This is a genomic window from Ruegeria sp. HKCCD7255 (assembly GCF_013031565.1).
Lineage (GTDB): Bacteria > Pseudomonadota > Alphaproteobacteria > Rhodobacterales > Rhodobacteraceae > Ruegeria.
Genome location: NZ_WQAG01000010.1, coordinates 84366 through 97074 on the forward strand (window position 1 = coordinate 84366; position 12709 = coordinate 97074).

Consider the following 12709-nt stretch of genomic DNA (forward strand, 5'->3'; position numbering starts at 1 on the left):
AATGATAAGGTAAGCGATGTCGCTGCGCTTTCGCCAACTTCAGGCCTTTCACGCCATCATGGAAACCGGAACTGTCACCGGGGCCGCGTCCGTCTTGGGGATTTCTCAGCCCGGGATCAGCAATCTGCTGGCTCAGCTTGAACGCGAAGCCCGCCTGCCTTTGTTCGAGCGTACCAAAGGCCGCTTGTTGCCGACGCCTGAGGCAGAGCTTTTGTATCGAGAGGTCGACACAGTGGTACGCGGTCTGGATCATGTGGCCCAGGCGGTAACTGACCTTCAAAACAAACACCCTGGTCAATTACAGGTTGCTGCCCCACACATGCTGTCCTTCGGCTTCATGCCGCAGGAAATAGCGCGATTCGCCAAATCCCGCCCCAACCTGTCCGTTAGCTTCCAGTCGCAATATTCTTCGAAAATTCAGGAATGGGTCATCTCTGGCCTGTTCGAGATTGGCGTGGTCGAGTTGCCGATCTTGCATGACACGCTGGAATACCAAGTGTTCAACTTTGAGACCTTGGCGACGTTTCCCGCCGACAGCCCGCTTGCAGCATATGAGGTTTTAACGCCACAGATACTAGACAATGAACCGTTTATCGTGATGGGCCCCGAGCATCAGACACACCGGCGAACCCGCGATATTTTTCAGGCCGCCGGATGCACCTGGCGCACGCAGATCCATACCCATTTGTCCGAAAACCTGCTGAGCTTTGTCAAACAAGGCATGGGCGTCGCCATGATCGACCCTTTCACAGTCGCGTTTGACCATGAGAGCGGCTATCTCACCCGCCCATTCAAACCGGCAGTGACGCTGGATCTGGCCGTGATCACCGCCAAAACTCGCCCTTTGTCCGCAATTGCACAAGCGTTTCTGGCGCAGTTGACCGCGTCAATCGCGTCTTATGCCACCCATTCCGAAACCGGTGCGGCGGCTTCGTGAAGCGGTTGGGAGTGTATGTCGACTAAAGTCGGACCGTCATGGGCAAGGGCCTGTTTCAAAATGCCGTTCAGTTCGGCCGGATCCTGAACCGTCCAGGATTTGACTCCAAAGGCGGACGCAACAGCCGCGTGATCGGTTCGGTTGAAATCGACGTTATAGAACCGCTGACCAAACCCCGCATTCTGCCCTGCCTTGATCCATCCAAACACCGCGTTTGAGAAAACGATAGAAGTGATCGGCATCCTGTGCCGGACCATAGTTTCAAACTCGCCACAGGCAAAACCGAACGAACCGTCACCCATCACGGCCAGCGTCTTGACCGAGGGTCGCCCGACATGTGCCCCCATCGCTGCGCCCAGCGAATAGCCCAAAGCCCCATGCGCCCGATTGGTGATGAAATGTCGCCCTGCCCTGGGCCAGCGGTAATGCGCACTGAAATAGGGGCAAGGCGTGCCGGGATCGGCCACAACAATCGCGTCATCGTCCAAAACATCCATCAGCGCGGCCATCACCGCCTCGGGTCGGATCGGGGTGTCCTGGCTTGCCGCAAGCGGATTAAAGCCCGCAAGCTTTGCGGCCCAGGCAGCGCTTGCCTTGGCTGCGCCGCCCATGGACGGTAAATCTTGCTGTTGCTGAAGCGCATCGGCCAGCGCTTCGAGCGCCAATCTGGCATCTGCGCAAATGGCGACTTCGGTCTGGTAGTTGGCTCCGATCACCAGGGGATCGCTGTCGATATGAATGATCGTTGCACCGCGCGCTGGGCTGCGCCAGCGTTCGGTGGTCACAGATCCGGCGCGACATCCGACAAAGACAACAACATCGGCCTGATCGATAACCGCTCGGGTCGCCGCGACCCCGCCATTCGAGCCGACAACGCCCAGCGCCAAAGGATCGGTTTCGGCAATCGCCCCCTGCCCGGACACCGTTGTTGCGACGGGCGCATCCAACAGTTTGGCCACCCGCGACAGGGCCGCTGTCGCACCCGACAAAACCGGCCCGCCCCCGCAGACGAAAACGGCAGAGTTCGCCTGCGCCAGAACCTTTGCCGCTGCTTCGATGGTATCCGGGTCGGGACCTACGCGTTCCGCCGGGAATGACTGATGGCGGTCATCCGCCCAAATCTCGGCCTCGTCCAGCGGCCCTTTCTGCGTGTCAAAGGGCAGCGCCAAATGGGTGGCACCGGGCGTGCCTGTGGTCATGGCCCGGAACGCTGCCCGCACCATCGCAGGCAGTCGCGACGGGTCATCGAGCGATGCGTTCCACTTGGTCAACGGCTTGAAGAGCGCTGGCTGATCCAACTCGGTCAGCGGGTATTTCCCCCGGCTGGTCGTGGCCACATCCGACGTGATCGCCAGTACCGGCACCGAGCTTTCATTGGCCTCGACCACGCCTGGGAGAATATAGGTCGCCCCTCCGCCCGAAGGGCCTTCGCAAACCCCAGGCTTTCCAGTGACCCGCGCATAGCCATCCGCCATATAGGCCGCATGGCGCTCGTCCCGGGTCAGGATGTGCTGAATGCCATGATCCATGCGCGCCAAAGCGTCATAGAACGGCAAGGTCGTGTCGCCGCACAGGCCAAACATATGGCGCACATCATGGGCTTGCAGCATCCGCACCATCGCTTCTGCACCGGTCAAATGGTTGGTTCCAGTCACAGCAAAGCTCTCCCTGATCAGAATCTGAACACAAACCTGTATACAGTTTTGTATATTGATTTCAACCGCGCTCTATGCCACCTGTTGAACAGCAGAATTCAGGCGGGTTTGATGGCAGGTCCACGGGTCGATGACATTTATGAGCAGGTCAAGGCGATGGCCGTTTCCTTTCGCCTGCGCCCGGGTGACCGGCTGAACGAGGTTGCACTGTCCAAAGAGCTTGGCGTCAGCCGTACGCCGTTACGAGAGGCGCTGAACCGCCTTGTGGCAGAACGCTTGTTCGATTTCCGCCCCGGCCAGGGTTTCTTTTGCCGCCCGCTGGATGCGCAAACCGTGTACGACCTGTTCGAACTGCGTCGTATCATCGAAACCGCCGCTGTGCGCAGCGCCTGCGAAAGAGCCTTGGATTCAGATCTGGATGCGTTGAAAACCGAACTTTACGCCACCGGCATCGACATCAGCGGCCTGACCATTGCCGAGGCCGTCGCGCGCGATGAGGCGTTTCACCTTGGCATTGCCCAACTGACCGGCAATGCAGAATTGGTCGAAACGCTGAGCCGCATCAACGAGCGCATCCGCTATATCCGTTGGGTATCGTTGAGTATGGATCGTCTGCAACGCTCAAAAGACGAACATAAACGCGTGATGCAAGCGTTGATCGCCCGCGATGCGGACTGTGCCGCGCAGGTGATGGGCGCGCATATCGCCAAACGTATGGATCAGGTGCAAGAGGCCGTGCGGCACGGTATTTCCAGCATTTATATGGATGGGCCCGAGGGGATCTCGTCCCGGATCATCGAGGACGCATAGACCATGATCGCAAAAGGCGGCAAATCCATCTATGGCGCGTCGGTTGGTATCTTGATGCTGGACGCACAATTCCCCCGTATTCCAGGTGATATGGGCAACGCGTTGACCTGGCCGTTTCCGGTGCTCTACCGCGTCGTGCGGGATGCCACCCCTGATCACGTCGTGCGCAAGAATGCCGATGGCATGCTGGGCGCCTTTATCGATGCGGCACGTGATCTGGTCAAAGACGGCGCGGACGGGATTACCACCAATTGCGGGTTTCTTTCGCTGTTTCAGGAGGAACTCGCCGCGGCGCTGCCGGTGCCGGTTGTGACCTCATCGCTGATGCAGGTGGATATGGTGAACCGGACCCTACCCGCAGGTAAGCGGGCCGGTATCCTGACCATCTCGGCCTCGACGCTGACACCCGCCCATCTGGCAGGCGCACAGGTCCCTGAAGGCACGCCCATTGGGTCAACGGAACATGGGATGGAGTTTACGCGGGCCATTCTGGACAACGAACTCACACTGGATGTCGAAAAAGCGCGGGCAGACAATCTCGAGGCGGCGCTGGCGCTGACGGCAGACCACCCTGAGATTGGCGCGCTGGTACTGGAGTGCACAAATATGTGCCCCTATGCCGCTGATATTCAACGCGCCACCGGGCTGCCGGTCTATTCGATCGTCACATTGGTCAACTGGTTTCAGGCCGGTCTGACCCCGCCGCGCTTTGATCTAAGCCACGCTTAGGGCTGCGCGACCGCTCCCTGCGCAAGCCACGCGTCGAACTGTTTCAACGCGGCCTCGGCAAATTCCGGGTCATTAATATGTGCATCCAACTCGATCAGGGTCACATTCGGCGGACAGTTTGCGCGAACCTCCTCTATGAACGCGGCTAAACCTGCGGGGTCACTCAGGGGTCCGCCGGGCCGGTCCCATTCGTTGCCGCCCTGGTTTGGCAGGATTAGAGTCGTCGGACCCTTGGCCTGCAACAGTTTCGCGCAGATTTCGCGCGCCATCTCGCGGCGCTGATCTGCTGTCATCATGACCGAAGACAACAGGCGGTTATGGGCATGTGTCTCTTGCCCGCGCAGCTTCTGGGGCGTGTCCTGCCAGCCCACGAAATCCACCAGATCATAGCAGCCGATGGACACGATCTGAGGCGTGCCAGACAGACCCGCCGCCGTCATCCGATCCGCCCCGGCCGAGATTGAAGACCCCATCAAATGGTTGCCCACCTCTTGCGGTGCGAAATCCATCACCGCGGCAAAGCGCCCCTCGGATGCCAGGCTTTCAAACGCCCGCCCGCCCATGCCGGTTGCATGAAACACCGCAACCTCGAACCCGCGCTGTTCCAGTGCGGGTTTCAGCGCCACCATGTATTTCAGCACTGTTTTCCCAAAAGACGTCATGCCGATCAGCGGCTTGGCCGCGTCGGGCCGCTCAATCGCGCGCGCCGCGCCAAGCACCGCGCCAGCGGCCTGACAGAGAGAGGCTTTGCAGACCGAATTCAGCCCATAAAGCCCGCCCGCCCAAAGGATCATCTGAACATCCGCGGGCAAACGCTCGGGCGGGATTAGCGGTGAGAAGGACACCGTCGACACGATATATTTCGGCACACCAACCGGCAAGGCCGAACAGATATCCAGCGCCAGATCGGTGCCCATAGTGCCGCCCAGAACAAGCGCACCGTCGAACTTTCCATCAGCCTGCAGCCGGGCCGCCAGTATCGCCCCGCCCTTGGCCATGATCTGCATGGCCGTGTTCTCATCCCCGCTGTCGATCGCCTCTTGGATGCTGTGGCCCCCAGCTTTGGCCACGTCGTGCTTTGAGATATCGGTCGGCTTTGACGGATCCCCCAGAACGCTCACATCCATTGTCATGACCTGACCACCCTGCCCCCGAATGGTCTCGGCAAGGTAATTCAGCTCATCATCTTTGGTGTCATAGGTTCCAACCAGAAGGATGGTTTTGTCCGTCATCTCAAGAGACCCTCAAAGCTTGATCCATGCGGTTTTCAGGTTCAGGTATTTGTCAAACGCATGCAAAGACTTGTCATGCCCATTGCCCGATTGCTTGACGCCGCCCAGCGGTACGGTGACATCCGCCCCGCCATAGGTGTTCACATGCACCACCCCGGCCTCAATCGCCGCGATCATCCGATGCGCGCGCGACAGGTTTGAGGTCCAAACCCCTGCGGCTAGCCCTGTCTCTGTGTCGTTGGCCAGCGCGACGGCTTCCGCTTCGGTGTCGAAGACCTGCACTGTAAGAACAGGGCCAAAGACCTCTTCGCGCACGATCCGGTCATCTGGTTGCACATCCGTCACGATGGTCGGCGCCATATAGGTGCCGCCGGTTTCTTGTAGGATACGGTTGCCGCCCGTAGCGATAGTGCGCCCCGCGGCGCGCGCCTCGTCTATGAAAGCAAGGTTCTGCGCCAATTGACGCTCGGAGTTCACGGCACCTGCATTGGTCATAGGGTCCAGCGGATCGCCGATCTGCATCGCTTTGGCCTGCGCCACAAGCTTATCGACAAAGACATCATAGATCTCACGCTGCACCAACAGGCGCGACCCGGCGATGCAGACCTGCCCCGAGTTGCGGAAGATACCTGCCGCCGAGATCTTAGCGGCCTCATCCAGATCGGGCACATCGGCGAAGACAATGTTCGGCGACTTGCCGCCCAGTTCAAGATAGACCCGCTTGAGGTTCGAACGCGCCGACGCCTCCAGCAACCGTCGCCCCGTGGCCCCGGATCCGGTAAAGACAAGCACATCAACCTCGTTGGACTCTGCAATTGCCGCTCCGATCACAGCGCCTTCGCCGGTGACCACATTCAGAACCCCCGGCGGCAGGCCAGCCTCCAACGCAAGTTCGGCTAAACGCAGCAAGGTGAGCGAAGCCGTCTCGGCGGGTTTCAGAACCACCGTGCATCCGGCGGCCAAGGCCGGGCCCAGCTTCCAACTGCCGATCATCATCGGGAAATTCCACGGCACGATTGCCCCTACAACGCCAACCGGGTGCTTGTGCACCAGCCCCAGCGCCCCGGGGGCTGTGGGCGCAATCTCGCCAAAGATCTTGTCCGTGGCCTCGGCGAAATACCGGATTGTTCCCGCTGCGCTGAGCGGTTCGGCCTTATAGGCCATGCCGATCTCGGTGCCGTTGTCGCGCACCCCCAATACGGCAAGTTCTTCAGCCTGCGCCTCAATCAGATCGGCCCATTTCAAAAGGATTTTCTTACGAGCAGCGGGGGCAAGCCCGGACCAGCGCCCGTCGTCAAACGCCAACCGGGCCGCCGCAACCGCGCGGTCTGCATCCTCGCGCGTACCTTTCGGCAAGGTCGTCAATGTACTGCCATCTATCGGAGAAATCACCGGCATCGTACGGCCATCTGATGCGTCAACGCGCGCACCGTTGATCACATGTTTCGCGTCAGGAACCGGCTGATGGCGAAGGGTGTCGATTCTGGATTTGTCCAAGTCAGTCTCGCTAGGTTTAAATAATGAACCTTAGGTGTCAAAAAACTTTCCTAGTTTTGGGCCGCTTTTGTCAACAGGGATTTTTTTGTTGACAGGCAAGGATTCCAAAAACAAGATTATTGATACCTAAGGTTCATATAATAAACCAACCAAATCTGATCTCGCAGGGAGATGACATGACCAAAATGACGAAGGCGGTTCTGGCCGCACTTGCCCTTGGCCTGGCCGGACCGGCGCTGGCTGAGTATCCCGAAAAACCCGTCAGCTTTATCGTCCCGTGGCCTCCGGGCGATCTGGAAGACGTGCTGACCCGGATGATCGCCGAAGATTTCCAAGCGGAATATGGCGTGCCCGCTGCCGTGGTGAACAAGCCCGGCGGCGGTGGCGGTCCCTTCCCTGGCGCGGTCGAAGTGGCCACAGCGCCTGCAGATGGCTACACCATCGGCTCGTTTGTACCCGCCGTGTCGCTGATCGGGCATGAGATCGACATCCCCGAGCTGACACCCGAAAAGTTCGATCCGGTTGGTATCTTCCTGACCTATCCGTTTGTTGTCGCCACATCCGGCAATGCACCCTATTCCAATATGCAGGAACTGGCAGATTACGCGAAAGAAAACGATGTATTCCTTGGCCATTTCGGCGATGTTCTGACCCCGACACAGGTAACCAAGGCCCTGTCGGCAACTATGGGGTTCGAGTGGGGTGGTGACGCTGCCTTTGACGCGCTGGATTGCAACACGCTGGCTTCGGGCGATGCGGATGTGATCAACACAACGCTGCAACTCATCCTGCCTTGTCTGGACAGCGTGAAGGTTCTGGTGTCGATCACAGGCGAGCGGATCAGCAAGGTGCCCGACACGCCTGCAATCGGCGAGGTTGAACCGTCGCTCGACATCTCGCTGTGGAACGGTCTCTTTGTCACCAAAGATACACCAGCCGATGTACGGGAAAAAATTGCCGCGGTTGCCGAGAAGACCGTCAAAAGCGAACGCGCGCAGCAATTGGCCGCTGAAACCGGTGCCTTGGTCTATTGGCTGAACGCCGTCGAAAGCGCAGCAGTGATCGCCGAGGACAAAGCGACACTGGGTACAATCTCGGAAGCGCTGGGTCAGTAAGACCAACGGCCCGAGGGGGCGGCGACCCGCCCTCTCTCACTCGACAAGGACCTCCCTGATGGACGATTCCGAGCTTTTGCAGGTCAAGACCAAGACGTCCGGGCAGGTTGTCTTTGTTGTCGCCGGTCTGGTTCTGACGCTGATCTTGCTGTCGCAGATCACCACACAGACCGAATGGACGGAAAAAGCCCGCAATATCGGCAGCCAACCCCGCCTGTGGCCAGCGATTGCCCTGATCACAATGCTGGGTGGCTTTGCGATCCATTTCCGGTTGATGCGGCGACGCAAGCCCAACGCGTTGGATTGGGTCGAGGCGCGGCGCTGGGCCGAGCCTTTGGAATACCTCCTATGGTTTCTCGTCTATGTTGCAGCTGTCCCAAGGCTGGGCTTTCTACCCATGAGCATCCTCTTCGCCTGCGCGCTGACCTACCGGTTGGGCTATCGCTCACGTATGGGGTTGATGATCGCCGCGCTCTTTGCGGTTGCGATGGTGGTTTTGTTCAAGGGTCTGCTTGGGGTCAACATACCCGGCGCGCAAATCTATGAATTTCTTCCCGCTTCGGTGCGAACCTTCTTTCTGGTGTATCTCTGATGGATCTGATCCTGTCCGCCATTGACGTTCTGGCCCGCTGGGACGTGATGCTTGCGCTGCTGGTCGGGGCGGTGGGCGGTGTGGCCATTGGCGCCATTCCGGGTGTTGGGCCCGCAGTGGCCATCGCCATCCTTTTGCCCGCAACCTTCTCGATGGACCCGATTGTTGGGTTGACGCTGCTGTTGGGGATCTACGGGTCATCGATGTATGGCGGATCGATCCCTGCCATTTTGATCAATACACCGGGCACGGCCGTCAACGCGCTGACCACCTATGACGGGTTCCCGATGACGCTGCGGGGCGAAGGCCGGCGCGCCTTGTCGCTGGCCTATTCGGCCAGTTTTCTGGGCGGTGTCTTCTCGGTTGTCTGTCTCATTTTTCTGTCCCCTGTTCTGGCCAAGATCGCCCCGATGTTCGGCTCGCGCGAGATCTTTCTGGCTGCGCTTCTGGGCCTTGTTCTGGTCGTCGTCGCGCACAAGGGACAAATGGCTATCGCCGCAGCCCTTGCAGGTTTTGGCATCCTGATTGGCACAGTCGGGCTGGAACCTGCGGCCTATACCCGCCGTTTCACTTTCGGTCAAAGCTGGCTGGCCGGAGGATTTGACCTGATCGTGGTGGTGCTGGGTCTTTTTGCGCTGTCTCAGGCGTTTTTGCTGCTGACCATGGATGACGAAAAGATCCGCCTGCCGCGTTCACGCGGATCGCTGTTTCAGGGCTTTCGCGAATTGGCGCGACATCCTCGCGTTGCGGCCATCTCGGCCAGTTTTGGCGTGGTGATGGGGATGATCCCCGGTGTTGGAGAATTCACCGCGCAGTTCATGTCCTACACCTCGGCCCGCAAACTGTCGAAGAACCCCAAAGCTTTTGGGCATGGCTCCTCTGAAGGTCTGATTTCATCCGAGACCGCCAACAACGCCGTGCCCGCAGCCGCGATGATCCCGTTGCTGGCCCTTGGCATCCCGGGCGAGGCGCTGACGGCAATGATGCTTTCGGTGTTCTATGTCCACAACGTGGTGCCCGGACCTGGGCTGTTCCAGAACGATATGGACTTTGTCGTCGCGCTTTACATCGCGCTTTTGGTTCTGAATGTCATTGTTGTGGGTTTCCTACTGGTCTCAACCGGTTGGCTGGTACACCTCACGCGCATCCCGAACCGGTTTCTGGGCATGTGCATCCTGCTGCTCAGCTTTGTTGGCGTCTATTCCATTCGCAACTCGACCATGGACTGTGTCATCGCGGCGGTCTTCGGATTGATCGGATTTGTCCTGAAACGCCTGAACATGCCCATCGTGCCGATCATCCTGGGCATGGTGCTGGGCGGGATCATGGAGGTCAAACTGCGGGCCTCTTTGGCGCGGGTCAAAACGCCGATGGATTTCATCGACCGCCCCATCGCCTTCCTGCTGTTTTGCGTGATCCTGATCATCATCGGCTCGACCATCTGGCGCGTTTGGCGCGAATGGAAACCGGTTGACCGTCGTACACCGCAGAAAAAGGCCTCGAACGCCTTTGCGAAACGCATCGCAGGTCGCTCGCACCGCCATTTCGAAAACCGCACAAAACAACAAAGACGGAGACGTTTCTATGACCATGTGGGTTCCTGACGATGACGGGTTTGCCGATCTCGGCTCGCATGACAGCTTTGCGGACGGTGCGCCCTACAATACCTTCGCGCGGTTGCGGCAAGAGGCCCCCTGTCACTGGTCTGAGTTTGACGGCGGCAAGGGCTACTGGTCGATCACGCGCCACGCCGATATCGACAAGATGATCCGCGATACCGAGACATTTTCTTCGGCGCGCGGCATTCGGATGGAGGATCAGACCCACGAGGAATACATGGCCCGCCGCACCTTTCAGGAGACCGACGGGACCGAGCATCGCAAAGTGCGTATGAAAGTAGCCAAAGCGTTCTCGCCCAAGGTGGTCGCCGGGTTCGAGGAACAGATCCGCGATCTGTGCGGGCCCATTCTGGACACCGCGCTTGAAAAAGGCAGCTTTGACGCCACCCGCGACATCGCACGGGAATTGCCGATGCGGATGCTGGGGCAGATCTTGGGCGTCCCGGATGAAGACCTGCCCTGGCTGGTCGATAAGGGCGACGCGTTAATGGCCAATTCCGATCCCGATTTCACCCAGCATGTGGTCGACAAGATGGATACGGATGCGTTCCGGCTGATGCCCTTCAACTCACCAGCAGGGGCTGAGCTTTACGACTATTCTCGCGCCTTGATGGACAAGAAGAACGCCACAGGGGACACCAGCGGCATCCTGCATCTGATCCTGCAGCCCGATGAGAATGGTGAGACGATCTCGGACACAGAGTTCCGCAATTTCTTCTGCCTTCTGGTGGCTGCGGGCAACGACACAACGCGCTACTCCATCGCGGCAGGCATTCAGGCGCTGGCCCGGCAGGACGGGTTGCTGGAGGAATTGCAAGCTGGCGAGGTTTGGGGCACCGCTGCGGATGAAATCGTCCGCTGGGCTTCACCCGCAACCTATTTCCGTCGCACCGCGATGAAGGATGTCGAGGTGCATGGCCAGCAGATCAAGGAAGGTGACAAGGTGCTCTATTGGTTCATTTCCGCCAACCGCGATGAGACGATGTTTGAAGACCCCTATCGCCTGACCCTGTCTCGCAAACCCAACCGTCAGCTGGGGTGGGGTCAAGGTGGCCCGCATGTTTGCCTGGGCATGCATCTGGCGCGGCTTGAGGTGCGGGTGCTGTTTCAGGAATTGGTCAAGCGCATCAAAACCATCGAGCCGGACGGGCCCGAGGCCTTTGTCCGCTCGAACTTCGTAAACGGCATCAAGCGGATGCCCGTTCGCGTCACTTTGCAATAGGAAGCCAATGTCGAACCGTTTACGCGCCCTTTTCATTGACCACCTATCTATCCCGCGTGGCAAATACCTGCCCGCCAGCAAGATCGGCGATGGCTCGACCCGGTTTGCCCGCGCAACGTTTGGCGTGCATTACGACCGCGATCTCTTGCTGGACGCACCGCACGCCATGGTGCGCGAAGGCGCGCCGGATATGGAACTGCGTTGGTGTGGCGAGGACGTCCGCCAAGGGTGGGAGCCCAATACGTCGATTGTTTTGGGCGATCTCTACGATGCGGATGGCAGCCCCCTGCCGCTGTGTCCTCGCGGGGCACTGAAACGCGCGATCGCTGATTGGGAAAAGCACGGGCTCAAACCGATGCTGGGGATCGAGTTGGAGGCCTATGCCCTGCAAGGGGGCGAAGATGGACGGTTACGGCCCTATGACACACCGGGGGGCGTGGTCTATGGCACCGGCCCCTTTACCGATCCGATGCGGATCAACGACGTGATCTGGAACAAGGCGCTTGAGATGGGGTTCAAGCTGGACCTGATCACCGCAGAATACGACAGCCCCCAGTTCGAATACACGCTGACGTTCGATGACGCGCTGAAAGCAGTGGATGATATCGTCTTGTTCCGCCAGATGGCGCGCGAAGTGGCTTTGGACCACGGGATCGTTCTGACCTTCCTGCCCAAACCTCTGTCCGAGATGGGCGGATCGGGCATGCATATCAACTTCTCGTTTAAGGATGCAGACGGGCAGAACGCATTGGCGACTGGCGAGCTTGGCGGCCCCGATCACCTGAACGATCTGTCGCGCGGCTGTCTGGCCGGGCTTGTGCATCACCACGAAGGTCTGGCGGGTCTTCTGGCCCCAACGGCTGGATCCTACCGTCGCCTACAGCCATCATCGCTGTCGGGCTATTGGAAGAACTGGGGCGGCGATCATCGGGGCGTGACCACGCGCGTCTCGGGCGAAGGCGGGGCCAAGGCGCGCCTGGAACACCGCATGGCGGATGCCAGCGCCAACCCCTATACCGCCGCCGCCGCCGTTCTTCAGGCCGCGCGGCTGGGGTTTGAGGCTAAGATGACCCTGCCCCCGATCGAGACCGGCGACGGGTTCGACAGGGTGGATGCCCGCACCGGCACCGCGCCGAACCTGCGCAAGGCCATACAGGACCTGACAGCCGACACCGCTCTGGTCGATGCGGTCGGGCGCGCATTGGTTGAAAATCATGCCTTCATGAAAGAGCGCGAATTCCGTAAGACGCGCGAGCTGGAGCCTGACGCTCTGCTGGATTTCTATGTGTGGTTTGTCTGAG

At 59.4% G+C, this 12709-nt stretch carries 11 protein-coding genes; 8 read left to right on the forward strand and 3 right to left on the reverse strand.

The features are described 5' to 3' along the window. Nucleotides 1-16: 16 nt before the first annotated feature. Nucleotides 17-937 (forward strand): LysR family transcriptional regulator, encoded by a 921-nt coding sequence (locus tag GOX45_RS16855; RefSeq protein ID WP_171102329.1) that lies wholly within the window; start codon nucleotides 17-19, stop codon nucleotides 935-937. Here the strand turns inward: GOX45_RS16855 and GOX45_RS16860 are convergent. Then, a complete protein-coding gene (locus GOX45_RS16860) occupies nucleotides 898-2592 on the reverse strand; it encodes a thiamine pyrophosphate-binding protein (protein WP_371808989.1) in 1695 nt (564 codons plus the stop codon). The two genes, GOX45_RS16855 and GOX45_RS16860, sit on opposite strands and share 40 nt — an antisense overlap. A gap of 111 nt (nucleotides 2593-2703) precedes the next feature. Between GOX45_RS16860 and GOX45_RS16865 the strand changes: the two genes are divergently transcribed. Together GOX45_RS16865 and GOX45_RS16870 are read left to right on the forward strand one after the other, a co-directional pair. Then, nucleotides 2704-3402: a GntR family transcriptional regulator gene (locus GOX45_RS16865; protein WP_171102330.1), complete on the forward strand. Its 699-nt coding sequence runs from the start codon at nucleotides 2704-2706 to the stop codon at nucleotides 3400-3402. A 3-nt stretch (nucleotides 3403-3405) separates the two neighbouring features. After that, nucleotides 3406-4131 (forward strand): aspartate/glutamate racemase family protein, encoded by a 726-nt coding sequence (locus tag GOX45_RS16870; RefSeq protein WP_171102331.1) that lies wholly within the window; start codon nucleotides 3406-3408, stop codon nucleotides 4129-4131. Here the strand turns inward: GOX45_RS16870 and GOX45_RS16875 are convergent. Together GOX45_RS16875 and GOX45_RS16880 are read right to left on the reverse strand one after the other, a co-directional pair. Beyond that, the gene (locus tag GOX45_RS16875; RefSeq protein WP_171102332.1) at nucleotides 4128-5363 is read right to left on the reverse strand and encodes a Tm-1-like ATP-binding domain-containing protein; all 1236 of its coding nucleotides are present in this window, start codon (nucleotides 5361-5363) and stop codon (nucleotides 4128-4130) included. The genes GOX45_RS16870 and GOX45_RS16875 overlap by 4 nt on opposite strands. Before the next feature lie 12 nt (nucleotides 5364-5375). Continuing rightward, on the reverse strand, nucleotides 5376-6860 hold the full coding sequence (locus tag GOX45_RS16880) for an aldehyde dehydrogenase family protein (protein WP_171102333.1): 1485 nt from the start codon (nucleotides 6858-6860) through the stop codon (nucleotides 5376-5378). Nucleotides 6861-7036: 176 nt separating this feature from the next. Here GOX45_RS16880 and GOX45_RS16885 point away from each other — a divergent pair, with 176 nt between their 5' ends. Genes GOX45_RS16885 through GOX45_RS16905 form a run of 5 tightly spaced genes read left to right on the forward strand, consistent with a single transcriptional unit; the run spans nucleotide 7037 to nucleotide 12708 of the window. Continuing rightward, nucleotides 7037-7975 carry a tripartite tricarboxylate transporter substrate-binding protein gene (locus GOX45_RS16885; protein ID WP_171102334.1) on the forward strand — a complete coding sequence of 313 codons (939 nt, stop codon included), beginning with the start codon at nucleotides 7037-7039 and terminating at the stop codon, nucleotides 7973-7975. Nucleotides 7976-8033: 58 nt separating this feature from the next. After that, the gene (locus GOX45_RS16890) at nucleotides 8034-8567 is read left to right on the forward strand and encodes a tripartite tricarboxylate transporter TctB family protein (protein WP_171102335.1); all 534 of its coding nucleotides are present in this window, start codon (nucleotides 8034-8036) and stop codon (nucleotides 8565-8567) included. Then, the gene (locus GOX45_RS16895) at nucleotides 8567-10171 is read left to right on the forward strand and encodes a tripartite tricarboxylate transporter permease (protein ID WP_171102336.1); all 1605 of its coding nucleotides are present in this window, start codon (nucleotides 8567-8569) and stop codon (nucleotides 10169-10171) included. Before GOX45_RS16890 ends, GOX45_RS16895 begins: the two co-directional genes overlap by 1 nt. Then, nucleotides 10152-11408: a cytochrome P450 gene (locus tag GOX45_RS16900; RefSeq protein ID WP_171102337.1), complete on the forward strand. Its 1257-nt coding sequence runs from the start codon at nucleotides 10152-10154 to the stop codon at nucleotides 11406-11408. Before GOX45_RS16895 ends, GOX45_RS16900 begins: the two co-directional genes overlap by 20 nt. Before the next feature lie 7 nt (nucleotides 11409-11415). Continuing rightward, nucleotides 11416-12708 (forward strand): glutamine synthetase family protein, encoded by a 1293-nt coding sequence (locus tag GOX45_RS16905; protein ID WP_171102338.1) that lies wholly within the window; start codon nucleotides 11416-11418, stop codon nucleotides 12706-12708. Nucleotide 12709 lies beyond the last annotated feature (1 nt).

Coding starts and splice junctions, on each gene's coding strand:
- GOX45_RS16885 (WP_171102334.1), top strand. CDS start 7,037: ATGACCAAAATGACGAAGGCGGTTCTGGCCGCACTTGCCCTTGGCCTG.
- GOX45_RS16895 (WP_171102336.1), top strand. CDS start 8,567: ATGGATCTGATCCTGTCCGCCATTGACGTTCTGGCCCGCTGGGACGTG.
- GOX45_RS16890 (WP_171102335.1), top strand. CDS start 8,034: ATGGACGATTCCGAGCTTTTGCAGGTCAAGACCAAGACGTCCGGGCAG.
- GOX45_RS16865 (WP_171102330.1), top strand. CDS start 2,704: ATGGCAGGTCCACGGGTCGATGACATTTATGAGCAGGTCAAGGCGATG.
- GOX45_RS16855 (WP_171102329.1), top strand. CDS start 17: ATGTCGCTGCGCTTTCGCCAACTTCAGGCCTTTCACGCCATCATGGAA.
- GOX45_RS16905 (WP_171102338.1), top strand. CDS start 11,416: ATGTCGAACCGTTTACGCGCCCTTTTCATTGACCACCTATCTATCCCG.
- GOX45_RS16870 (WP_171102331.1), top strand. CDS start 3,406: ATGATCGCAAAAGGCGGCAAATCCATCTATGGCGCGTCGGTTGGTATC.
- GOX45_RS16900 (WP_171102337.1), top strand. CDS start 10,152: ATGACCATGTGGGTTCCTGACGATGACGGGTTTGCCGATCTCGGCTCG.
- GOX45_RS16875 (WP_171102332.1), bottom strand. CDS start 5,363: ATGACGGACAAAACCATCCTTCTGGTTGGAACCTATGACACCAAAGAT.